General features: G+C 57.8%; 19 protein-coding genes and 2 pseudogenes. All 21 read left to right on the forward strand.

What is annotated here, in order from left to right:
• Positions 1–171 precede the first annotated feature (171 nt).
• Positions 172–1,071, forward strand: a complete 900-nt coding sequence (gene xerC / locus BN1189_RS11170) for a tyrosine recombinase XerC (protein WP_040228116.1) — start codon at positions 172–174, stop codon at positions 1,069–1,071.
• 16 nt (positions 1,072–1,087) lie between these two features.
• Entirely contained in the window at positions 1,088–1,630 is a 543-nt protein-coding gene (hslV, locus tag BN1189_RS11175; protein ID WP_040228118.1) for an ATP-dependent protease subunit HslV, read from the forward strand.
• The gene (hslU, locus tag BN1189_RS11180) at positions 1,630–3,027 is read left to right on the forward strand and encodes an ATP-dependent protease ATPase subunit HslU (protein ID WP_040228119.1); all 1,398 of its coding nucleotides are present in this window, start codon (positions 1,630–1,632) and stop codon (positions 3,025–3,027) included. The genes hslV and hslU overlap by 1 nt, the downstream gene beginning before the upstream one ends.
• A gap of 86 nt (positions 3,028–3,113) precedes the next feature.
• Complete coding sequence (gene codY / locus BN1189_RS11185; protein WP_040228121.1) at positions 3,114–3,893, forward strand: GTP-sensing pleiotropic transcriptional regulator CodY; 780 nt, start codon at positions 3,114–3,116, stop codon at positions 3,891–3,893.
• Between the two features lie 1,291 nt (positions 3,894–5,184).
• Positions 5,185–5,916: a 30S ribosomal protein S2 gene (rpsB, locus tag BN1189_RS11190; RefSeq protein ID WP_040228122.1), complete on the forward strand. Its 732-nt coding sequence runs from the start codon at positions 5,185–5,187 to the stop codon at positions 5,914–5,916.
• Between the two features lie 127 nt (positions 5,917–6,043).
• The gene (gene tsf, locus BN1189_RS11195; protein ID WP_040228123.1) at positions 6,044–6,931 is read left to right on the forward strand and encodes a translation elongation factor Ts; all 888 of its coding nucleotides are present in this window, start codon (positions 6,044–6,046) and stop codon (positions 6,929–6,931) included.
• A gap of 84 nt (positions 6,932–7,015) precedes the next feature.
• Complete coding sequence (gene pyrH / locus BN1189_RS11200; protein ID WP_040228124.1) at positions 7,016–7,741, forward strand: UMP kinase; 726 nt, start codon at positions 7,016–7,018, stop codon at positions 7,739–7,741.
• The gene (frr, locus tag BN1189_RS11205; protein WP_040228126.1) at positions 7,741–8,298 is read left to right on the forward strand and encodes a ribosome recycling factor; all 558 of its coding nucleotides are present in this window, start codon (positions 7,741–7,743) and stop codon (positions 8,296–8,298) included. Before pyrH ends, frr begins: the two co-directional genes overlap by 1 nt.
• A 126-nt stretch (positions 8,299–8,424) precedes the next feature.
• The gene (locus BN1189_RS11210; RefSeq protein ID WP_040228128.1) at positions 8,425–9,216 is read left to right on the forward strand and encodes an isoprenyl transferase; all 792 of its coding nucleotides are present in this window, start codon (positions 8,425–8,427) and stop codon (positions 9,214–9,216) included.
• The gene (locus BN1189_RS11215) at positions 9,213–10,007 is read left to right on the forward strand and encodes a phosphatidate cytidylyltransferase (protein ID WP_040228129.1); all 795 of its coding nucleotides are present in this window, start codon (positions 9,213–9,215) and stop codon (positions 10,005–10,007) included. Before BN1189_RS11210 ends, BN1189_RS11215 begins: the two co-directional genes overlap by 4 nt.
• An 18-nt stretch (positions 10,008–10,025) precedes the next feature.
• Complete coding sequence (locus tag BN1189_RS11220; protein ID WP_040228131.1) at positions 10,026–11,174, forward strand: 1-deoxy-D-xylulose-5-phosphate reductoisomerase; 1,149 nt, start codon at positions 10,026–10,028, stop codon at positions 11,172–11,174.
• 43 nt (positions 11,175–11,217) lie between these two features.
• A pseudogene (locus BN1189_RS16895) lies at positions 11,218–11,418 on the forward strand (site-2 protease family protein); the annotation flags it as partial.
• Positions 11,419–11,487: 69 nt separating this feature from the next.
• A pseudogene (gene dxr, locus BN1189_RS11225) lies at positions 11,488–12,252 on the forward strand (1-deoxy-D-xylulose-5-phosphate reductoisomerase); the annotation flags it as partial.
• A gap of 43 nt (positions 12,253–12,295) precedes the next feature.
• Positions 12,296–13,555, forward strand: coding sequence for an RIP metalloprotease RseP (rseP, locus tag BN1189_RS11230; protein WP_040228132.1), 1,260 nt, complete (start codon positions 12,296–12,298; stop codon positions 13,553–13,555).
• A gap of 121 nt (positions 13,556–13,676) precedes the next feature.
• On the forward strand, positions 13,677–15,377 hold the full coding sequence (locus BN1189_RS11235) for a proline--tRNA ligase (RefSeq protein ID WP_040228134.1): 1,701 nt from the start codon (positions 13,677–13,679) through the stop codon (positions 15,375–15,377).
• 105 nt (positions 15,378–15,482) lie between these two features.
• Positions 15,483–19,781 (forward strand): PolC-type DNA polymerase III, encoded by a 4,299-nt coding sequence (locus BN1189_RS11240; RefSeq protein ID WP_040228136.1) that lies wholly within the window; start codon positions 15,483–15,485, stop codon positions 19,779–19,781.
• Positions 19,782–19,911: 130 nt separating this feature from the next.
• Positions 19,912–20,382, forward strand: a complete 471-nt coding sequence (gene rimP / locus BN1189_RS11245) for a ribosome maturation factor RimP (RefSeq protein WP_040228137.1) — start codon at positions 19,912–19,914, stop codon at positions 20,380–20,382.
• Positions 20,383–20,412: 30 nt separating this feature from the next.
• Positions 20,413–21,654, forward strand: coding sequence for a transcription termination factor NusA (nusA, locus tag BN1189_RS11250; protein WP_052455824.1), 1,242 nt, complete (start codon positions 20,413–20,415; stop codon positions 21,652–21,654).
• Between the two features lie 18 nt (positions 21,655–21,672).
• Entirely contained in the window at positions 21,673–21,951 is a 279-nt protein-coding gene (gene rnpM / locus BN1189_RS11255) for an RNase P modulator RnpM (RefSeq protein WP_040228138.1), read from the forward strand.
• Positions 21,952–21,956: 5 nt separating this feature from the next.
• A complete protein-coding gene (locus tag BN1189_RS11260; RefSeq protein ID WP_040228144.1) occupies positions 21,957–22,274 on the forward strand; it encodes a YlxQ family RNA-binding protein in 318 nt (105 codons plus the stop codon).
• A gap of 4 nt (positions 22,275–22,278) precedes the next feature.
• Positions 22,279–22,664 (forward strand): translation initiation factor IF-2 N-terminal domain-containing protein (locus BN1189_RS11265; RefSeq protein ID WP_040228139.1); only part of this gene is annotated, 386 nt, incomplete at its 3' end.

Below are 22,664 nucleotides of genomic sequence, written 5' to 3' on the forward strand. Positions count from 1 at the left end.
CCCGCCGCTCGGGGAGAAAGTACGGAAGAAAGCGGAGCGCGCGGAAAAACAAGCTGAGCGCGCGCTCGGCACAATTCGAAATTTCTCGAATACAATAGCGGATTAATTGTGCAAAGCCTCTAAATGTCTTATACTTTAGAGGCTTTTGTATTTTACCGGAGAGGTGATGGGATGGACGGCAGACTGAGGGAAGCCGCAGAGGAATTCCAGGCATACATCCGGCTCGAACGGAACTTTTCCCCGTTGACGGTAGATGGCTACGGAAAAGACATCGAGGAGTTTTTTGCATTCCTTGAGGGCGAAGGGCTCGGCGAGGAGTCTGACATCCGATATCCGGAGGCGCGTCTGTTCGTCACGCGGCTGTATGATCGCGGATTGTCGCGGCCGACCATTTCGAGGAAGATTTCTTCGCTGCGGTCATTCTTCAAGTTTGCGAGCGCAAGGCACGGGATCGACGACAGTGCCTTCCGCTCGCTCTTCCATCCGAAGAAAGAGGAGAGGCTGCCCCAGTTCTTCTATGAAGAAGAGATGGAGCGGCTTTTCGAGGCGAACCGCGGCACGGCCCCGAAGGAACTCCGCGACCTCGCTATTCTGGAACTGCTTTATGCAACCGGGATGCGGGTCTCCGAACTGACGGGGCTCTCGGTCACGGACGCGGACACCTCGCTCGATATCGTCCGGGTAATGGGGAAGGGCCGCCGGGAGCGGTATATTCCGTTCGGCCACTATGCCCATGAGGCGATCGAGAATTATCTGTCCGCAGCACGCCCGAGGATCGCGAAGGGGAACAAGCATGACCGGATGTTCGTCAATATGAAGGGCACGCCGCTCACCGACAGGGGAGTCCGCTACATACTGGACGGGATGGTGGAACGGGCCGCGCTTCATTCGCCGGTCCACCCCCATATGTTCCGGCACACATTCGCGACTCATCTGCTGAACAACGGAGCCGACATGCGATCGGTCCAGGAACTCCTCGGCCATGCGAGCCTTTCATCGACGCAGGTGTACACGCATGTCACAAAAGACCATCTCAGGAACACATACATGAATGCCCACCCGAGAGCATAAGAAGAGGAGGAGTGGCATGGAACTGCATGCAACCACGATATTCGCGGTCCAGCATGACGGCAAAGGGGCGATGGCCGGAGACGGTCAGGTGACCCTCGGCAATCAGGTCGTCATGAAGCATACCGCACGGAAAGTGAGAAGGCTTTACGGCGGCAAGGTCGTGGCCGGATTTGCCGGCTCCGTCGCCGATGCCTTCACTCTGTTTGAACTGTTCGAGGCGAAGCTGATGGAATACGACGGCAACCTCCAGCGGGCGGCAGTGGAACTCGCCAAAGAATGGCGCGGGGACAAAATGCTGCAGAAGCTCGAAGCGATGCTGATCGTGATGGATGAGAAATCGATGCTCCTCGTATCCGGCTCCGGAGAAGTGATCGAGCCGGACGACGGCATTTTGGCGATCGGCTCGGGCGGAAACTATGCGCTCGCCGCCGGAAGGGCGCTGAAAAAGTTTGCCGGTGACCGGCTGGGGGCAGAAGAGATCGCAAGGGCAGCCCTCGAGACGGCTGCGGATATCTGTGTATTCACGAACGACCGGATTATCCTGGAGGTGATCGGCTGATGAAGAATTTCAAGCAGCTGACCCCAAAGCAGCTGACTGAACAGCTGGACCGTCACATTGTCGGCCAGGCAGAAGCGAAGCGCTCCGTCGCGGTCGCCATGCGCAATCGTTACCGGCGGAGCCTGCTCACCGAAGAGGAACGGGCCGAAATCATCCCGAAGAACATTCTCATGATCGGGCCGACCGGCGTCGGGAAAACGGAGATTGCAAGAAGGATCGCCAAACTCGCCGACGCCCCGTTCCTCAAGGTGGAAGCGACGAAGTTCACCGAAGTCGGCTATGTCGGCCGCGACGTCGAGTCGATGGTCCGGGACTTGGTCGAAGCGTCGTTCCGCCTCGTGCGGAGCGAAAAGATGGAAGAAGTGAAAGGGCGCGCCGAAGAGCTTGCGGAAGAACGGCTCGTCAAGCTGCTTGTGCCGTCCCTGAAAAAAGAGCGCACCGGTCAAAACCCGTTTGAAATGCTCTTCGGACAAAACGGCGCCGTCCGTGAAGAGACGGAGGAAGATCCGGAAATCCGGGTTAAACGTTCATCCGTACGGGAAGACCTGAAGCAGGGCAAGCTGGAGGAGAAGCTTGTCACGGTGGAAGTTTCGGAAGAACCGGCTTCGCTCCTGGATGCGATGCAGGGATCCGGGATGGAGCAGATGGGCATGAACATGCAGGACGCCCTCTCCAACCTGATGCCGAAGCGGAAGCGGAAGCGGGAAATGCGCGTCAAGGATGCCCGGCGCGTGCTCGCCCTTGAAGAAGCGGAAAAACTGGTCGACCGGGAGGAAATCTCTCAGGAGGCGATTGACCGGGCGGAGCAGCACGGCATCATCTTCATCGACGAGATCGACAAGATTGCGTCCCGCCAAGGCAGTTCTTCCTCGGCAGACGTTTCCCGCGAAGGGGTTCAGCGGGACATCCTTCCGATTGTCGAAGGAACGACCGTCACGACCAAATACGGACCTGTCCGCACCGATTACATGCTGTTCATCGGCGCCGGCGCTTTCCATATTTCGAAACCGTCCGACATCATCCCCGAACTGCAGGGCCGTTTCCCGATTCGGGTCGAGCTCGACAAGCTGACGAAAGACGACTTTATCCGGATCCTGAAAGAGCCGGACAACTCGCTGATCAGGCAATATGAACTCCTTCTCGCGACGGAAGGGGTGGAGGTCACGTTCACCGACGCCGCCATCGCCCGCATCGCGGAAGTTGCGACGGAAGTGAACACGGAGACCGAGAACATCGGGGCCCGGCGGCTGCATACGATTCTGGAGAAGCTGCTGGAAGACCTCAGCTTCCAGGCATCGGACATCGCGCCGGCTTCCATCCAGATCACCCCGGAATATGTCGATGGAAAGCTGAACAAAATCGTCAAGAACAAAGATCTGTCACAATTTATCCTGTAAACGAATCGTTTTGGTTTCCAAAACGATTAAAAACCTTTAGAATATTCACCAACGACACACACCCATCTTTAGGAGGAATAACGAATATGTCACTTTTAGACAAAACGAGAGAGATCAACTCGATGCTGCAGGCATCGGCAGGGAAACCGGTCAACTTTAAGGAGATGGCGGACACCCTCTCTCATGTCATCGGCTGCAACGTCTTCATCGTAAGCCGCCGGGGCAAACTCCTCGGAGCCACGATCCATCAAGAGATCCAGAACGAGCGCATGCAGGAAATGCTTGAGAAGCGCCAGTTCCCGGAAGAATATACGAAAAACCTCTTCAACGTCATGGAAACATCCCCGAACCTCGACATCAACAACGAACACACCGTGTTCCCGGTTGAGAACAAGGACCTGTTCCAGGACGCGCTCACGACAATCGTTCCGATCATCGGCGGCGGCGAGCGTCTCGGCACACTGATCCTCGGACGCGCGAAGACCGAGTTCATGGAAAACGACCTCGTCCTTGCGGAATACGGCGCAACGGTCGTCGGCATGGAAATCCTCCGCGAAAAATCCGAGGAAATCGAAACGGAAGCGCGCAGCAAAGCGGTCGTCCAGATGGCGATCAATTCCCTTTCCTACAGCGAGCTCGAAGCGATCGAGCATATCTTCGATGAACTCGACGGCAGCGAAGGCCTCCTCGTCGCATCGAAGATCGCCGACCGCGTCGGCATCACCCGTTCGGTCATCGTCAACGCCCTCCGCAAACTCGAGAGCGCGGGCGTCATCGAATCCCGCTCCCTCGGCATGAAGGGAACCTACATCAAAGTGCTCAACGACAAATTCCTCGCCCAGCTCGAGGAACTCAAATCCAAGTGATCCGCTAAGCGGATCTCCCGCGGACTGTCCGGCCACCACCGGACAGTCCGCTTTTTTGTTGGGCAAAGAATTTCCGGCGTGTGGATATATAAGAGTGTGGTGGTCGGCAAGCGGCCGCGGGAATGAAGAAAGCGGCCGCGAAATTGACCGAAGCGGCCGCGAAAATCCTCCGAGCGGTCACGAGGGTCGGCCTCAATCGGGTTCAAGATTTTGTGAGAATTCCTCGGTTATGGAGGGACGACGCGAGTGTGATCGGAGGACCGCCGAGTGTCATCGGAGCAGGGCCGAGTGTGATCGGAAGACCGCCGAGTGTAAGCGGAACGGGGCTGAGTGTAATTGGAGTTATCGGAGCGAGGCCGGGTGCAATCATATTAGCTTTTCCCACAGGTGTCTCGCGGATTTCTTCTCCTTCCTCTCTGAAGAATGGGCGGGCTTTCATAGACTGCAAAAATCCAGATGACGACCGATTGCGCTTCTGAAAACGTTCCGCGCGCCTCTGAAAAATCCCTCATAGGAAACGCGCCTCCGGAAAACGGGACTGCGCCTTTGAAAACGTCCCATGCGCCTGCGGAAAATTCATCCGAGGAACTGCGCCTCTGAAAACCGTGCGCGTGCCTTCGAAACCGCCCCTCTTGCCTCCAGAAAAACCACACAAAGAACTGCGCCTTTGAAAACACTTTGTGCGCCTTCGAACGAGTTGCCGCTCGCCTTGAACTACCGCTATTAAAAGTGTCGCTCACGGTTTCATTCACCTTGCAGCCATTCACCCGGGCGGCGGATATTTCGCGGACACACAAACCGGGATTGCAGCGGAAGGCGCCGACTCCTGCGGGAAAGCGAGACAGCCGAGACCCTGCAGAAGCGCAGCGACGAAGCGGCTCGGCGCTCGCCCGCGGAAAGCGAGCGCCTGAAGCGGAAATCCGGCAGGCCCTCGGAATCATCCGTCCAAGCTGCTCCGTGGCCAGAAACGTCATTGTTCATCTTTGCCCTATGCCTGTCGCCTCTGTGCAGGCGCCCTACGCTTTTGTTCCATCCAGCTTCACGGGCCAGACCCTCGGGGTCATAAGTCATGATACGCCGCGAAGCAGGCTTCGCTCTGCATCCTGCCTTATGCCTGTCGGGTCTAACCGGCCCGCTACGCTTTTGTTCTTGCATTTCCTCGGGATCCGTGGTATATTGTCAAATGGTGTGAATACACACGCGCGGGGACGGATGGGCTGGTGCCGAGAGGCCGCCCGGAAGGATGAACGGCGCGGAGGAAAAATAAAACCAAAACGGAGGTAACACACACATGGCGATCATCACAATGAAGCAACTCCTGGAAGCCGGCGTACACTTCGGCCACCAAACACGCCGCTGGAACCCGAAGATGAAGAAATACATCTTCGTCGAACGGAACGGCATCTACATCATCGACCTTCAAAAGACGGTCAAGAAACTCGAGGAAGCATACGACTTCATGCGTCAAACAGGCGCTGAAGGCGGCAAAGTGCTCTTCGTCGGCACGAAGAAACAAGCCCAGGACGCAATCCGTGAAGAAGCGGAACGCGCAGGCCAATACTACATCAACCAACGCTGGCTCGGAGGCCTCCTCACGAACTTCGGCACGATCCAGAAGCGCGTCAAGCGCATGAAGGACATCGAGCGCATGGAAGAGGAAGGCACTTTCGATGTGCTTCCGAAGAAAGAAGTCATCCAGCTTAAAAAAGAACATGAACGTCTCGTTAAATTCCTCGGCGGCATCCGCGATATGAACGGTCTCCCTGACGTCATGTACGTCGTTGACCCGCGCAAAGAGCGCATCGCAGTGGCGGAAGCCCGCAAGCTGCACATCCCGATCGTCGGTATCGTCGATACGAACTGCGACCCGGATGAAATCGACTACGTCATCCCTGCAAACGATGATGCAATCCGCGCGGTACGCCTGCTCACAAGCAAAATGGCAGACGCTCTCGTCGAGTCGAAGCAAGGCGAAGAAGAAGCGGAAGTCGAAGCTCAGGCCGAGGAAGTCACAGCCGAGTAAGACAGCCAGGATAGGCGATAAGCGGCTCATAGTCCCTTATCGCCTTTTTTGAACAAATCAGGTGAACCGGGCGTCCGGAAACGGAACCGCCTCACATAAATCATGATATGACCGGGAGGAATGCCAAATGGCAGCAGTAACAGCACAAATGGTTAAAGAACTCCGCGAAAAAACAGGCGCAGGGATGATGGACTGCAAAAAAGCCCTCACCCAGACAGACGGCGACATGGATGCCGCAGTTGATTTCCTTCGTGAAAAAGGACTTTCGAGCGCAGCGAAAAAAGCCGACCGCATCGCAGCGGAAGGTTCCGTGGCAGTCGAAGTCGAAGGCAACCGCGCAGTCATCCTTGAAGTGAATGCGGAAACTGACTTTGTCGCAAAGAACGAAGCATTCCAGCAACTCGTTTCCGAGCTTGCGGCACAGCTCATCAAGGAACAGCCGGCTGACGTTGAAGCTGCACTTTCCACTAAGATGGAAAACGGCAACACCGTGGCCGACCACATCTCCAACGCAGTTGCGAAAATCGGAGAGAAAATCACGCTCCGCCGCTATGAACTCTTTGAAAAAACGGATAACGACGCGTTCGGCGCCTACATCCACATGGGCGGCCGCATCGGCGTCCTGACCCTCCTCGAAGGCTCGACGGACGAAAGCGTTGCGAAAGACGTGGCCATGCACATCGCAGCCCTCAACCCGAAATACATTTCCCGCGACCAAGTGTCCGAAGAGGAAGTGGAACACGAGCGCAAAGTCCTCACAGAACAGGCGCTCAACGAAGGCAAGCCTGAAAACATCGTCGCTAAAATGGTCGAAGGCCGCCTCGGCAAGTTCTTCGAAGAAATCTGCGTGCTCGATCAGCAGTTCGTCAAAGACCCTGACAAGAAAGTCCGTGATTTCGTCAAGGCTTCCGGCGGCGAACTGAAAGCATTCGTCCGCTATGCAGTCGGCGAAGGCCTCGAGAAGCGCGAAGACAACTTCGCAGCCGAAGTCATGAACCAAGTGAAGGGCAACTGACCTTCAGCCGAATACTTGAATGGGGGACACGAAATCGGTGTTCCCTATTTTTCGATAAAAAACAGCGATGATGGAGGAGACCTCATGAGCGTACCGAAATATAAAAGAGTCGTCCTGAAATTGAGCGGGGAAGCGCTGGCAGGCGAACAGGGCTTCGGACTGTCCCCGAAAATCATCAAGTCCGTAGCGGAGCAAGTGAAAGACGTCGTTGACCTCGGCGTGGAAGTCGCGGTCGTTGTCGGCGGCGGCAACATCTGGCGGGGCAAGGTCGGAAGCGAGATGGGCATGGACCGGGCCACGGCCGATTACATGGGCATGCTCGCGACGGTCATGAACTCGCTGGCCCTCCAGGACGCACTTGAAAAGCTCGGCATCGAAACCCGCGTTTCGACATCGATCGAAATGCGGCAGGTGGCCGAACCTTACATCCGCCGGCGGGCGATCCGCCATCTGGAAAAGAAGCGTGTCGTTATTTTTGCCGCGGGGACGGGGAACCCGTATTTCTCGACAGATACGACCGCTGCGCTTCGCGCGGCCGAAATCGAGGCCGATGTCATCCTGATGGGCAAGAACAACGTCGACGGCGTCTATTCAGATGATCCGAAGACGAACACCGAAGCGGTGAAGTATGATGCCCTCACTTACCTGGACGTCATCAAGGATGGGCTGCAAGTGATGGATTCCACCGCTTCCTCGCTCTGCATGGACAATGATATCCCGCTCATCGTCTTCTCGCTCATGGAAAACGGGAACATCAAACGGGCCGTCCTCGGTGAACCGATCGGGACGGTCGTCAGGAGGAATTCGTAATGGTGAATGCGATCATCGAAGAAACGAAAGACCGAATGGCGAAATCGATCCAGGCATTCCGGAGGGAACTTGCCAGCATCCGCGCAGGACGGGCAAGCGCATCACTCCTGGACCGGATCACCGTCGACTACTACGGCGCCCCGACACCGGTCAACCAGCTGGCGGGGATTTCCGTGCCGGAAGCCCGGCTGCTCGTCATCCAGCCGTACGACAAATCGATCATCAACGACATCGAAAAGGCGATCCTCAAATCCGACCTCGGCATCACGCCGGCGAACGACGGGAACGTCATCCGCATCGCCATCCCGGCTCTGACCGAAGAACGGCGCAAGGAACTTGCCAAGCTGGTGAAAAAAGAGGCGGAAGAAGCGAAGATCGCCATCCGGAACGTCCGCCGCGACGGCAATGACAGCCTGAAGAAACTTGAAAAGAGCGGCGACCTGACAGAAGACGATCAGCGCGGCTACAGCGAGGACATCCAAAAGCTGACCGACCGGAACATCGACGAAATCGATGAGATCGCCAAGGAGAAAGAACAGGAAATCATGGAAGTTTGACAACTGAACCATTTCTTTATCACAGGCGTCCTAATCTGACAGGACGCCTTTTTTAGTGGTGCGAAAACTGCTATGATAGACAAAGGCAACAATCCCGAATTGCAGTTGAGTGGAGGATTTCAGAATATGTTGGATAAACTGATCCGCAAGATAGGCGGGCGCGAAGAGCCGGATTTGCCCGGGCCGCCGGATTCAGGCGGCGCCGGAGTTCCCGGACACATCGCCATCATCATGGACGGCAACGGCCGCTGGGCGAAAAAACGGGCACTGCCCCGCATCGCGGGACACCACGAGGGGATGAAGACCGTCCGCAAGATCACGCGGGAGGCCAATCGGCTCGGAGTGAAGGTCCTGACCCTGTACGCCTTCTCCACTGAGAACTGGAAACGCCCCAAACCCGAAGTTGAGTTTCTCATGAAGCTGCCGGATGAATTCCTCGGCACCTATCTCCCGGAACTGATCGAGCAGAACGTCCGGGTGGAGACGATCGGAAACGGGGAAAGCCTGCCGGAACACACGAAGCGGGCCATCCGGCGGGCGATGGATGAAACGGCCGGAAACGACGGTCTCATCCTGAACTTTGCGATGAACTACGGCAGCCGGGCGGAACTGACGGATGCCATGAAGGCCATCGCCCGCTCCGTCGGGGAAGGGAAGCTGCGTCCCGATGAAATCACCGAGGACATGATTGCGGAGTCACTCATGACCGCTCATCTTCCCGAACCCGACCTGCTCATCCGGACAAGCGGGGAAGTGCGCCTGTCGAACTTCATGCTCTGGCAGCTCGCTTACACGGAGTTCTTTTTCACGGATACGCTTTGGCCGGACTTTGACGAAGCCGCCCTGCAGGAGGCCATCGGGGTCTACCAGGCGAGAAACCGGCGATACGGCGGGATCGGCAAGGAGGGAGTCAAGTGAAAACGAGAATCATCACGGCCGTCGTGGCCGGGCTCCTGTTCGTCCCGCTCGTTCTGATCGGCGGACTGCCGTTCACGCTGCTCGTCTTCGCCATGGCGGCCGTCGGCATGTATGAACTGCTGAGGATGAAGCATATCCCGATCGTTTCCGTCCCGGGGGTCTTGGCGATCCTTGCGCTGTTCAGCTTCATGCTGAAGCCGCAGTGGGCCGATGCGGTGACATCGTTCACCGGCTTCACGAAAATCGAAGTCGTTTACGCGATCGTGCTGTTGCTGCTCATCTACACGGTCGTCGTGAAAAACCGGTTCACCTTCGAGCATGCGGCATTCACCGTGTTGGCCATGCTCTATCTCGGCATCGGCTTTTATTATCTGATCATCACCCGCGATGCGGGAATCGAATACATCATCTATGCACTGATTGTCGTCTGGCTGACCGACACGGGCGCCTATTTCACCGGCCGATCATTCGGGAAGAGGAAACTCTGGCCTGAAATCTCGCCGAACAAGACGGTGGAAGGGTTTATCGGCGGCATCATCGCCGCCGTGGCCGCCGCATGCCTGTTCCAGGTATTCATGCCGGTGACGGATTCCTACCTGATCCTGATCGTCGTGACGATCATCGCCTCGGTCACCGGCCAGATCGGCGACCTCGTCGAATCGGCGCTGAAACGCTATTACGGGGTGAAGGACTCCGGCAAGATCTTGCCGGGCCACGGAGGGATCCTGGACAGGTTCGACAGCCTGCTGTTCGTCTTGCCCCTCCTCAACCTTCTTCATTTTGTCGGATGACCTGAAAGGAAGATTCATATGGTAAAGAAGATCAGTCTCCTCGGCGCGACCGGTTCAATCGGCACTCAGACTGTCGATGTCGTCCGCGAAGCGCCTGACCAGTTCAAGATCACGGCGCTTGCCGCCGGGAAGAATATCGGGAAGCTCCGCGAAATCATCCGGGAAACACAGCCGGAGGCCGTTTCCGTGGACCGGGCCGAAGACGCAGCCGTCCTCAGCGGCGAGTTTCCGGGCATCCAGTTTGTCCATGGGCGGGAAGGGCTGATCGAGATCGCTTCGAAATCCGATGCCGACGTGGTCGTCAGCGCGGTCGTCGGGAGCCTCGGCCTGGAGCCGACGATTGAAGCAATCCGCAAGGGCCGGGACATCGCCATCGCCAACAAGGAAACGCTCGTCGCGGCGGGCACGATCGTCACGGAGGAGGCCCGCCGCCACGGCGCGTCCCTCCTGCCGGTCGACAGCGAACACTCGGCGCTCTTCCAGGCACTGAACGGGGAGGACCCCGGCCGGGTGGACCATCTCATCCTGACGGCATCCGGCGGAAGTTTCCGCGACCGTTCACGAAAAGATCTCGAAGGCGTCACGGTCGAGCAGGCGCTTGCCCATCCGAACTGGTCGATGGGCAGCAAACTGACGATCGATTCGGCGACGATGATGAACAAAGGGCTTGAAGTGATCGAGGCCCATCATCTGTTCGATATGCCGTATGACCGGATCGATGTCCTCCTGCACAGGGAAAGCATCATCCACTCGATGGTCGAGTTCGCCGACACGAGCGTCATGGCGCAACTCGGTTCTCCGGATATGAGAGTGCCGATCCAGTATGCGCTCACTTGGCCGGACCGTTTCCCGAGAAAAGGGACGGAGAAGCTCGACCTCGCCAAAATCGGAACGCTCCACTTCGAGGACGTCGACCTGGACCGCTATCCCGCCCTCCGGATCGCCTATGAGGCGGGAAGGACCGGCGGTACGGCGACGACCGTCATGAACGCGGCGAATGAAGCGGCGGTCGGCCTGTTCATGGAAGGCCGGATTCCGTTCACGGAAATCGAGGGGCTTGTGGAACGGGTGCTCGACCGCCATGACGTGATCGGCCGGCCGGACCTGGAAACTGTGCTCGCAGCGGACAAGCAGGCAAGAAAAAGTGTCCTCGATATGGTAAAATAATGTGATATGAAATCCGGCTCAGACCGGGTGAAGGTGGGTGCCCATGCAAACAATCATTGCATTTGTTGTCGTCTTCGGCACACTTGTATTTTTCCATGAACTCGGCCATTTCCTGTTTGCCAAACGGTCGGGCATCATGGTCCGTGAATTCGCCATCGGCTTCGGGCCGAAGCTTCTCGGCATTACCAAGGGGGATACCCTCTATACGGTCCGGCTTTTGCCGCTCGGCGGATATGTCCGGATGGCCGGCGAGGACTTCGACCTGGTCGAACTCCAGCCGGGGCACCGGATCGGTCTGATCCTCGGCCGCGACGGGAANATCGTCACGGAGGAGGCCCGCCGCCACGGCGCGTCCCTCCTGCCGGTCGACAGCGAACACTCGGCGCTCTTCCAGGCACTGAACGGGGAGGACCCCGGCCGGGTGGACCATCTCATCCTGACGGCATCCGGCGGAAGTTTCCGCGACCGTTCACGAAAAGATCTCGAAGGCGTCACGGTCGAGCAGGCGCTTGCCCATCCGAACTGGTCGATGGGCAGCAAACTGACGATCGATTCGGCGACGATGATGAACAAAGGGCTTGAAGTGATCGAGGCCCATCATCTGTTCGATATGCCGTATGACCGGATCGATGTCCTCCTGCACAGGGAAAGCATCATCCACTCGATGGTCGAGTTCGCCGACACGAGCGTCATGGCGCAACTCGGTTCTCCGGATATGAGAGTGCCGATCCAGTATGCGCTCACTTGGCCGGACCGTTTCCCGAGAAAAGGGACGGAGAAGCTCGACCTCGCCAAAATCGGAACGCTCCACTTCGAGGACGTCGACCTGGACCGCTATCCCGCCCTCCGGATCGCCTATGAGGCGGGAAGGACCGGCGGTACGGCGACGACCGTCATGAACGCGGCGAATGAAGCGGCGGTCGGCCTGTTCATGGAAGGCCGGATTCCGTTCACGGAAATCGAGGGGCTTGTGGAACGGGTGCTCGACCGCCATGACGTGATCGGCCGGCCGGACCTGGAAACTGTGCTCGCAGCGGACAAGCAGGCAAGAAAAAGTGTCCTCGATATGGTAAAATAATGTGATATGAAATCCGGCTCAGACCGGGTGAAGGTGGGTGCCCATGCAAACAATCATTGCATTTGTTGTCGTCTTCGGCACACTTGTATTTTTCCATGAACTCGGCCATTTCCTGTTTGCCAAACGGTCGGGCATCATGGTCCGTGAATTCGCCATCGGCTTCGGGCCGAAGCTTCTCGGCATTACCAAGGGGGATACCCTCTATACGGTCCGGCTTTTGCCGCTCGGCGGATATGTCCGGATGGCCGGCGAGGACTTCGACCTGGTCGAACTCCAGCCGGGGCACCGGATCGGTCTGATCCTCGGCCGCGACGGGAAAGCCGAACGGATTGTCCTGAACCAGAATGACCGGACGCCGGATATGCTTTATCTGGAAGTTGAACGGGCCGACCTGGAAAAGGAACTGTTTATTGAAGGTTATGACGAGGAAGAACGGAAAGTCCGCTACCCGGTATCACGGAAAGCGGTCATTTCTGAAAAAGGCCAGGAGACGCTCATCGCGCCTTATGACCGGACGTTTGAAGCGAAGCCGCTCGGCGCACGGGTCCTGACGATTTTCGCCGGGCCGCTGTTCAACTTCATCCTGGCCTTCGTCATCTTCACGCTTCTCGGCCTGTTCCAGGGCATTCCGACGAACGAGGCTCTCATCAAGGATGTGACGGACGACGGGCCGGCCGTCACCGCCGGGATTGAACCCGGCGACGTCATCGAGTCGGTGGACGGCAAGACGATCGGTTCCTGGAACGCCTTCGCCGCGATCATCCAGGACCGGCCCGGCGAAAAACTCGATGTCGGGGTCAACCGAGACGGCGAACATCTGAAGTTTCCGCTGACCGCCGAGGCGGTCGATGTGGAAGGACAGACGATCGGCCAGATCGGCGTCATCCATGAACCGGTCTATGAAAAAGATCCGCTCAAGGCGGTCGTGTACGGCGGCGAGCAGACCTGGTTCTGGTTCAAGCGCATCTTTGAACTGCTCGGCATGCTCGTGACCGGCAAGTTCTCGATCGATGCGCTGTCCGGACCGGTCGGGATCTACCAGGCGACAGGCCAGGTGGCCCAGTACGGCATCTTCAACCTGATGAGCTGGGGCGCCGTGCTCTCCATCAACCTGGGCATCATGAACCTGCTGCCGCTTCCGGCGCTTGACGGCGGCCGGCTCCTGTTCTTCGGCTTCGAGGCCGTCAGGGGCAGACCGATCGACAAGCGCAAGGAGGGCATGGTCCATCTTGTCGGCATCATGCTGCTCATGCTGCTCATGATTGTCGTCACCTGGAACGATATCCAGCGATTCTTCTTCTGACGCCATGCCGGCCGATCAAGTTCAGCGCGTCAGTGAATGCGTGCCGAGAAAAGACAATCGGCCGTCCGTTTGGCGGAAATGAGTCTACAAATACATTAGATGATCCGGGGTGCACAATTCGATGAAACAAAGCAGAACTTTTATTCCGACTTTGCGTGAAACGCCGTCCGATGCGGAGATCCGCTCGCATCAGTACCTGCTCCGTGCAGGCTATATCCGGCAAAACACGAGCGGCGTTTATTCGTATCTGCCGCTCGGAAAGAAAATGCTGAAAAAGATCGAGGCGATCGTCCGGGAAGAAATGGACGCGATCGGCGGTGCGGAGGTGCTCATGCCTTCCCTCCAGCAAGCGGAACTCTGGAAGGAGACGGGCCGCTGGTACACGTACGGGCCGGAACTCATGCGGCTGCACGACCGGCATGACCGGGAATTCGCCCTCGGCCCGACACATGAGGAAGTGGTCACTTCGCTCCTGCGCGACGAAGTGAAGTCCTACAAGAAACTGCCGCTCACGCTTTATCAGATCCAGACGAAGTTCCGTGATGAAAAGCGGCCGCGTTTCGGGCTGCTGCGCGGGCGCGAGTTCATCATGAAGGACGCCTACTCCTTCCATGACACGAAAGAAAGCCTTGATGAGACATACGAGGACATGAAGCAGGCCTACATGAATATCTTCACCCGCCTCGGGCTGAATTTCCGTTCCGTCATTGCGGATTCGGGAGCAATCGGCGGCAAGGACACGCACGAATTCATGGTTCTCTCCGAAATCGGGGAAGACACGATCGCCTACAGTGATTCATCCGACTACGCCGCGAATATCGAAATGGCCGAAGTGAATGTCGACTATCCGGTCTCAGAGCAAGCCGAGAAGGCGATCTCCAAGGTAGAGACGCCGGGAGTGCGGACCATCGCGGACGTATCTGAATTCCTCGGTGTCCGGCCGGAGGACTGCATCAAGACACTCGTCTTCATCGTCGATGAGGAACCGGTCGTCGTCCTTTGCCGCGGGGATCACGACATCAACGACATCAAAGTGAAAAATGCGCTTGACGCCAAAGTCGTCGAACTGGCAACGCCCGAACAGGTGAAGGAAGCAACCGGCACGGACATCGGTTCCCTCGGTCCGGTCAAGCTTCCGACCGGCATCCGGATGATCGCCGATCACGCCGTCCGTTCGATGCGCAACGCCGTGACGGGCGCCAATGATGAGGGCTGGCATTACACGAACACGAATCCGGGCCGCGACTTCTCGGCGGATTCCTACGAAGACCTCCGCTTCATCATGGAAGGCGACCCGTCGCCTGACGGCAAAGGCGTCATCAAATTTGCCAGAGGGATTGAAGTGGGCCATATCTTCAAACTCGGCACGACCTACAGCGAGCCGATGGACGGGAAGTTCCTGGACAACAACGGCCGGCAGCAGCCGTACATCATGGGTTGCTACGGAATCGGTGTTTCCCGGGTCCTGGCGGCGATGGCCGAGCAATTCCAGGACGACAGCGGCCTGGCATGGCCGAAGGAAATGGCGCCGGCGGACATCCATCTCATCCCGGTGAATATCAAGGATGAGGAACAGCGCCAGCTTGCAGATGAACTGTATCATCTGATCACCTCTTACCGGTATGACTGCCTGTATGATGACCGGCCGGAGCGTGCAGGCGTGAAATTTGCAGATGCCGATCTGATCGGCCTGCCGCTCCGCATCACGGTCGGGAAAAAAGCCGCGGAAGGAATCGTGGAAGTGAAATTCCGGAAGACCGGAGAGACGGTTGAATGGAAAAAGGAAGAACTGACGGACAAGCTCCGTTCATTCTTCGGATGAAAATGACCGGCTCGGAAAGAATGGGAATGGCCTCACCGGGGCTTTTCCCTTCTTTTTTCTCTCCGGGCGCGAAAGGGGAGTAGATCATTGGAACAGGATCCTAAAATGCGTTTCAATATTCTGTTGCAGCATATTGGGATGACCGATGACGGGACAGTCAGGCATTTTGAAGGAGCCGCGCTTGAGCGGCTCGATGTACATAGGAAGTCCCGCGTCTGGCATTTCCGTGTGACGGTCGGCAGGATCCTTCCTGCCGCCGTCTTCGCCGACTTCAGAAAACGGGTCGACGTGGCGTTTAGCCCGGTGGCGCGCGTCCTGCTGGATATCCGTGCGGAGAATGCCGAAGTGGACCTTGAGCTCGTGCAGGGATACTGGCGGCATGTGCTCGATGAAATCCCGGACATGTCGCCGCCGGTCCGGGAACGGCTCTCGGGGCAGCTTCCTCTCTGGAACGGGCAGTCGCTGCAGCTGACCTGCAGCAGTGACCTCGAACTGCAGACGATGAAAGGGAAGTACGCCGGCCTCGTTTCTGAAGGGTATGCCGGGTTCGGTTTTCCGTCTTTGCCGGTCGAGTTCATCCTCGGCGAGGAAGATGACCAGGCGGAAGAGGAACGGAAGAAATTCATGGAACAGCGCAGGGCGGAAGAGGAGGCCCTCGCAAGCCGGGCGCTCGCCGACATGCAGAAGAGGGAGAAAGAGAAGAAGGAATCCGGAAGACCGGAAGGCCCGTTTTCGATCGGGCTGCCGATCAAGAAGGACGAGCCGATCACCGGCATCCGCCTGATCCAGGACGAGGAGCGGCGCGTGACGATCGAAGGGGTCGTCTTCGACGTCGAAGTGCGGGAGCTCAGAAGCGGCCGTTCCCTTCTGACGGCGAAAGTGACGGATTACACCGACTCGATCCAGGTCAAGATGTTCTCAAGGGACAAGGAAGACGCGGAAGCGATGACCGGTCTGAAAAAAGGCGCGTGGGTGCGCGCGAGAGGATCCATCCAGAACGACACGTTCGTCCGGGACCTGATCATGATGGCGCAGGATATCATGGAGATTGCGCCAGAAGTCCGGAAAGATACGGCACCCGCCGAGCGGAAGCGGATCGAGCTCCACGCCCATTCGAACATGAGCCAGATGGACGCCGTCGTCCCGGCATCCGAAATCGTCCGCCAGGCGGCCGCCTGGGGACACCCGGCGGTCGCCATCACGGATCACGCCAACGTCCAGGGATTCCCGGATGCCTATACCGCGGGCAAGAAACACGGGATCAAAGTCATCTTCGGGCTTGAGGCGAACCTCGTCGACGACGGAGTGCCGATCGCCTACGATGAAGTGGACAGGGATCTAGAGGACGCGGAGTTCATCGTCTTCGACGTCGAGACGACCGGTCTGTCGGCCGTCTATGACAAGATCATCGAACTGGCCGCGGTCAAGGTGAAGAACGGGGAGATTATCGACACGTTCGAGAGCTTCTCGGATCCGGGCCATCCCCTTTCCGCCACGACGATCGAACTGACCGGCATCACCGACGATATGGTGAGGGGGACCCCGCCGATCGAGGATGTGGCGGAGCGGTTCCGCGCATTTGCGGGCGACGGCATCCTTGTCGCGCACAATGCCTCATTTGATATGGGCTTCCTTTATGAGGCGTATAAAAAGGCGGGGATTGATGAAAAGTCCCATCCTGTCATCGATACGCTTGAACTCGCGCGGCTTCTTCATCCCGAGCTGAAGAACCACCGGCTGAACACGCTCTGCAAAAAGTTCGGCATCGATCTCACCCAGCATCACCGGGCCATCTATGACTGCGAAGCGACCGGCCATCTGCTCATCTACCTGCTGAAGGAAGCGGAGGCACTTGAAATCCGCCGGCACAACGACTTCAATCTTCACATCGGCGGAGGCGATTCTTACAAACGTGCCCGCCCGTCACACTGCACGATTCTCGTCAAAGATTCGATAGGACTGAAAAACCTGTTCAAGCTCGTCTCATCCTCTCACACCGAGACATATTACCGGGTTCCCCGGATCACCCGTTCCGTCCTGCAGCGCCACCGGGAAGGCTTGCTGATCGGCTCGGGCTGCGACAAGGGGGAAGTGTTCGAGGGGCTCATGCAGAAACCGCTTGAGGAAGTCGAAGAAATCGCCAAGTTCTATGATTACCTCGAAGTGCATCCGAAACCGGTGTATTCGCATCTGATCGAACTCGAACTCGTCCGGGACGAATGGAATCTGGAAGACATCATCCGCAAAATGATGAAGCTCGGCAAAAAGACCGGACTTCCGGTCGTCGCCACCGGCAATGTCCATTATGTCGATGAGCACCAGGCGGCCTACCGGAAGATCCTCGTCGGTTCCCAGGGCGGCGCAAATCCGCTGAATCGGCATTCGCTGCCCGCCGTCCATTTCAGGACGACAAACGAGATGCTGGAAGAGTTCTCCTTCCTCGGCGAAGAAAAAGCAGAGGAGATCGTCATCGACAATCCGGCGCGGATCGCCGAACAGATCGGGGACGTGCAAGTCATCAAGGACGAGCTGTTCACCCCGGTCATCGAAGGGGCGGACGACGAAGTCCGAAACCTGACTTATACGATGGCCCACTCGATCTACGGGGAAGAACTTCCGGAAATCGTCACCGCGCGGCTCGAGAAAGAGCTGAAGTCGATTATCGGCCACGGGTTCGGCGTCATCTACCTGATTTCGCACAAGCTCGTCAAAAAATCGCTGGACGACGGCTACCTCGTCGGCTCCCGCGGATCGGTCGGATCTTCGCTCGTCGCCACGATGATGGAAATCACGGAAGTGAACCCGCTGCCGCCGCATTACGTCTGTCCGTCCTGCAAGAAATCCGAATTCATCACCGACGGAAGCATCGGTTCCGGATTTGACTTGCCGAGGAAGGACTGCCCGGAATGCGCGGTCCCGATGACGAAGGACGGGCACGACATTCCGTTCGAAACGTTCCTCGGATTCAAAGGCGACAAAGTTCCGGATATTGACTTGAACTTCAGCGGGGAATATCAGCCGCGGGCACACAATTATACAAAAGAGCTTTTTGGTGAAGACTATGTGTACCGTGCCGGCACGATCGGCACGGTCGCGGAAAAGACGGCGTATGGATATGTGCGCGGATACATGAACGACAACGGCCTCTCCATCAGGGGAGCGGAGATCGACCGGCTCGTGCAGGGATGCAGCGGGGTCAAGCGGAACACCGGCCAGCACCCGGGCGGCATCATCGTCGTCCCGGACACGATGGACATCTACGATTTCACACCCGTCCAGTACCCCGCGGATGACCAGGAATCTTCGTGGAAAACGACCCATTTCGACTTCCACTCCATCCACGACAATCTGCTGAAGCTCGATATCCTCGGCCATGATGACCCGACCGTCATCCGGATGCTGCAGGATCTGTCGGGCCTCGATCCGAAGACAATCCCGACCGACGACCCGGAAGTCATGAAGATCTTCAGCGGACCGGAATCGCTCGGCGTGACGGAAGAGCAGATCCGTTGCAAGACGGGCACGCTCGGCATACCGGAGTTCGGGACCCGTTTCGTCCGGCAGATGCTCGAGGACACGAGGCCCTCGACGTTCTCCGAACTGGTCCAGATCTCCGGCCTCTCCCACGGGACGGACGTCTGGCTCGGCAATGCGCAGGAACTCATCCACAACAAGACCTGCGTGCTGTCCGAAGTGATCGGGTGCCGGGATGACATCATGGTCTACCTGATCTACCAGGGGCTTGAGCCGTCACTCGCCTTCAAGATCATGGAATCGGTCCGGAAGGGTAAAGGCCTGACCCCGGAATTCGAGTCGGAAATGACGTCCAAGGGCGTCCCGGCCTGGTACATCGATTCCTGCAAGAAGATAAAATACATGTTCCCGAAGGCGCACGCGGCGGCCTACGTTCTGATGGCCGTCCGGATCGCCTGGTTCAAGGTCCACAAGCCGCTCCTTTACTATGCGGCCTACTTTACGGTGAGGGCATCCGACTTCGATCTGATCGCGATGAACAACGGATCTGCGACGATCCGTGCGAAGATCGACGAAATCGAAGGGAAGGGCCTGGACGCCTCGCCGAAGGAGAAGAGCCTTCTCACGGTCCTCGAGCTTGCCCTGGAAATGAGCGAGCGCGGATTCAGGTTCGGAAAGGTCGATCTGTACAAATCGAAGGCGACCGAATTCATCATCGAAGGCGATTCGCTGATCCCGCCGTTCAACGCCGTTCCGGGACTCGGCAACAACGTCGCCCGGCAGATTGTCGAGGCGCGAAAGGAAGGGGAGTTCCTGTCGAAGGAAGACCTCCAGCAGAGGGGCCGCGTTTCAAGGGCCATCATTGACTATATGGACGAGCTCGGGTGCCTGGAAGGGCTGCCCGAAGCGAACCAGCTTTCCCTGTTCTGATCGGTTGCAACACCTGTTCGGCTATGGTAAAATTGTTTCAACAAGTTCGGATAGTCGCGCGCAGAAGAGTGGGATCTCCCGCTCTTTTCTGTTTGTCGAGAGCTTTTTTCCGGGAACCAAGGAGGTTGTTATGAGCAAAATCACATCTGAAGTCGAAGAGCTGGTCACCCCGATTCTTGAGCGGGAGGGACTTGAACTCGTCGACATCGAATTCGTCAAAGAGGGCCGCGACTGGTTCCTCCGTGTATTCATCGATACACCCGGCGGCGGGATTGACATCGAGCAGTGTGCGGCCGTCAGCGAACAGCTCAGCGAGAAGCTCGATGAAGCAGACCCGATCACGCAGAATTATTTCCTTGAAGTCTCCTCTCCGGGCGCCGAACGCCCGCTCAAGAAAGAGCAGGACTATGCCAATGCCGTCGGTTCGTTCGTCCATATCCGGACGTATGAGCCGGTCGACGGGGCCAAAGAGTTTGAGGGCTACCTTCTCTCCTACGGCGAGGAAGGGGCGGAAATCGAGATGAAAGTGAAAACCCGCAAAGTGAAGCTTGTGATTCCGAAGGACAAAATCGCCTTTGCGCGGTTGGCCATCGATTTCTAGGCATAAAGTCAGGATAGGAGTGAATAGCAGATGAGCAGTGATCTTCTTGAGGCGCTCACCGCCCTGGAGAAACAAAAAGGGATTTCCCGTGAGGTGCTGATTGAAGCGATCGAAACAGCCCTCGTCACAGCGTACCGCCGGAACTTCAACCAGGCACAGAACGTCCGTGTCGATCTCAATATGGATGCCGGCACGATGCGCGTTTATTCCCGCAAGGATGTCGTCGAGGAGGTCGAGGACGACCACTTGCACATCTCACTGGAAGACGCGCGCGTCATCAACCCGCTCTATGAGATCGGTGACGTTGTGGAGGAAGAAGTGACCCCGCGCGATTTCGGCCGCATCGCCGCACAGACGGCTAAGCAAGTCGTCACGCAGCGCGTCAGGGAAGCCGAGCGCGGCATGATCTATGACGAATATGTCGATCGCCAGGATGACATCGTCAACGGTGTCGTCGAGCGGCTCGATCCGCGGAATATCTACGTAAGCCTCGGCAAGGTGGAAGCCGTTCTTCCGTCGAATGAACAGATCCCCTCCGAGTCGTACAAGCCGCACGATCGCATCAAAGTGTACATCACGAAAGTGGAGCGCTCGTCGCGCGGCCCGCAGGTGTTCGTTTCCCGGACACATCCCGGCCTCCTGCGCCGGCTGTTTGAAATGGAAGTTCCGGAAATCTACGACGGCATCGTCGAGATCAAATCGATCGCACGCGAAGCGGGCGACCGTTCCAAGATCTCGGTCCATGCCCACAACGAAGACGTGGATCCGGTCGGCTCCTGTGTCGGCGCCCGCGGAAACCGGGTACAGACGATCGTCGACGAATTGTCCGGCGAGAAGATCGACATCGTGGAGTGGTCCGAAAACCCGGAAATTTTCGTGGCAAACGCGCTGAGCCCCGCAAAAGTGCTCGACGTGCTCGTGAACGAGGAGGAAAAGTCGACGACGGTCGTCGTGCCGGATTACCAGCTTTCGCTCGCCATTGGCAAACGGGGCCAGAACGCCCGCCTGGCGGCCAAGCTGACCGGATGGAAAATCGACATCAAGAGCGAGGCGGATGCCCGTGAACTCGGCCTCTACCCGAGGACGGTCACCGAAGAGCCGGCCGGGGAACCGGACGGCGCGGAAACGGACTGGGAAGAGGATGCGGATGCCTACGCTGATGCTGACTACGACCTGTACGGAGATGAAGCGGACGGCGAGGACGCCGGTGAAGTCGATCTGTACGGGGATGCTGCCGGAGCAGACACGGCGGAACCGGCAGACGAAGACTGACCGGAAAGGGTGGAAACGATGGCAAACGGCAAGAAAGTGCCTCTTCGGAGATGTGCGGCCACAGGCGGCATGTTCCCTAAAAAAGAAATGATCCGGATTGTCCGCTCGAAAGAGGGCGAAGTGTCCGTCGACCCGACGGGAAAAAAATCAGGGCGCGGCACTTATATCTCCAAGTCTGAAGAGGCGGTTGCGCAGGCAAGGAAACGCAAAGCCCTGGACAGCCAGCTTGGCGTGAAGGTGCCGGATGAACTATACGATGAGGTTCTTCGCCTCATCCTGAGAGAAAAACTGTTATGAACGACCTGAGCCGGCAAAAAATATTTAACTTGATCGGCCTCGCGGCGCGCGCACGGAAGATCACCACGGGAGAGGAACTGGCACTGTCGGCGATCCGCAACGGATCGGCCAGGCTGGTCATCCTGTCGGAAGATGCTTCGGACAATACAGCCGGGAAAATCCGGGACAAAAGCGCCCATTACCGAATCCCCATGCATGCGTTCGGCACCCGTTACGAGCTGGGCCATGCAATCGGAAAGGAGGCGCGCGTCGTACTGGCGATTACGGACAGCGGTTTTGCAAAAAAGCTGTCCAGCCTGCTGAGGGAACAAGAGGAGGAGTGACCGAATGACGAAGATCAGAGTCCATGAATACGCACGCAAGGTCAACAAGTCAAGCCGGGAAGTGATCGATGAGCTCGGCAAGATGAATATTGACGTGAAAAATCATATGTCCATGCTGGACGGGAACGCTACATCCAAGCTGGATCAGAAATTTGGCGGCAGCGGACAAGACAACCGCAGCAATAACCGTCCCGCGGGTCAAGGCGGCGGCAACCGTCAGGGCAATCAAGGTGGTAACCGTCAAGGCGGCCAGGGCGGCAACCGACCGGCAGGCCAAGCAAGCGGCAACCGCCAAGGCGGCCAGGGCAGCAACCGACCGGCAGGCCAGGCAGGCGGCAACCGCCAAGGCGGCCAGGGCAACAACCGACCGGCAGGCCAGGCAGGCGGCAA

Source organism: Bhargavaea cecembensis, from assembly GCF_000826125.2.
Taxonomy (GTDB): domain Bacteria; phylum Bacillota; class Bacilli; order Bacillales_A; family Planococcaceae; genus Bhargavaea; species Bhargavaea cecembensis_B.

Coding starts and splice junctions, on each gene's coding strand:
- BN1189_RS11235 (WP_040228134.1), top strand. CDS start 13,677: ATGAAACAAAGCAGAACTTTTATTCCGACTTTGCGTGAAACGCCGTCC.
- BN1189_RS11220 (WP_040228131.1), top strand. CDS start 10,026: ATGGTAAAGAAGATCAGTCTCCTCGGCGCGACCGGTTCAATCGGCACT.
- frr (WP_040228126.1), top strand. CDS start 7,741: ATGGTGAATGCGATCATCGAAGAAACGAAAGACCGAATGGCGAAATCG.
- rpsB (WP_040228122.1), top strand. CDS start 5,185: ATGGCGATCATCACAATGAAGCAACTCCTGGAAGCCGGCGTACACTTC.
- tsf (WP_040228123.1), top strand. CDS start 6,044: ATGGCAGCAGTAACAGCACAAATGGTTAAAGAACTCCGCGAAAAAACA.
- BN1189_RS11240 (WP_040228136.1), top strand. CDS start 15,483: ATGCGTTTCAATATTCTGTTGCAGCATATTGGGATGACCGATGACGGG.
- BN1189_RS11210 (WP_040228128.1), top strand. CDS start 8,425: ATGTTGGATAAACTGATCCGCAAGATAGGCGGGCGCGAAGAGCCGGAT.
- nusA (WP_052455824.1), top strand. CDS start 20,413: ATGAGCAGTGATCTTCTTGAGGCGCTCACCGCCCTGGAGAAACAAAAA.
- pyrH (WP_040228124.1), top strand. CDS start 7,016: ATGAGCGTACCGAAATATAAAAGAGTCGTCCTGAAATTGAGCGGGGAA.
- rnpM (WP_040228138.1), top strand. CDS start 21,673: ATGGCAAACGGCAAGAAAGTGCCTCTTCGGAGATGTGCGGCCACAGGC.
- codY (WP_040228121.1), top strand. CDS start 3,114: ATGTCACTTTTAGACAAAACGAGAGAGATCAACTCGATGCTGCAGGCA.
- xerC (WP_040228116.1), top strand. CDS start 172: ATGGACGGCAGACTGAGGGAAGCCGCAGAGGAATTCCAGGCATACATC.
- hslU (WP_040228119.1), top strand. CDS start 1,630: ATGAAGAATTTCAAGCAGCTGACCCCAAAGCAGCTGACTGAACAGCTG.
- rimP (WP_040228137.1), top strand. CDS start 19,912: ATGAGCAAAATCACATCTGAAGTCGAAGAGCTGGTCACCCCGATTCTT.
- hslV (WP_040228118.1), top strand. CDS start 1,088: ATGGAACTGCATGCAACCACGATATTCGCGGTCCAGCATGACGGCAAA.
- rseP (WP_040228132.1), top strand. CDS start 12,296: ATGCAAACAATCATTGCATTTGTTGTCGTCTTCGGCACACTTGTATTT.